The organism is Ochrobactrum sp. SFR4 (genome assembly GCF_019730395.1).
Lineage (GTDB): Bacteria > Pseudomonadota > Alphaproteobacteria > Rhizobiales > Rhizobiaceae > Pseudochrobactrum.
Genome location: NZ_JAAPBB010000314.1, coordinates 1 through 382 on the forward strand (window position 1 = coordinate 1; position 382 = coordinate 382).

The 382-nt window shown below is 50.3% G+C and carries 1 protein-coding gene; it reads left to right on the top strand.

Features of this window, described 5'->3' with window-relative positions:
* Positions 1 to 85 precede the first annotated feature (85 nt).
* A partial coding sequence (locus HBA93_RS19145) for a glycosyltransferase (RefSeq protein ID WP_353619405.1) occupies positions 86 to 382 on the top strand: 297 nt, incomplete at its 3' end.

The window sequence follows — 382 nt, forward strand, 5'->3', positions numbered from 1 at the left end:
CGATACCATTTATGTCCGTGAGCGGTTATTCTGATCAGCAAATAGTGGGGCATACAGCAGTTTCAGAAGCTGAGATGAGGATGTTGTGAAGCAAAAGTCTTTGCGGATTATCCATTGCTTCCGCTCACCTGTCGGCGGCGTGTTCCGGCATATTCGCGATCTGGCAGCGATGCAAAATGCTGCCGGTCATCAGGTCGGAGTCATCTGCGAATTATGCGAAGACGGTGCGCTCGAACAGACGCAATTTGCATCACTCCTGCCGGATTTAGCGCTGGGACTGCACCGCATTCCAATCAGCCGTAAAATCGGCCTCAGTGATATTGGTGCTATTCTCGCAACACGAAAATTATTCAAGCATCTGCGACCGGATATTGTGCATGGT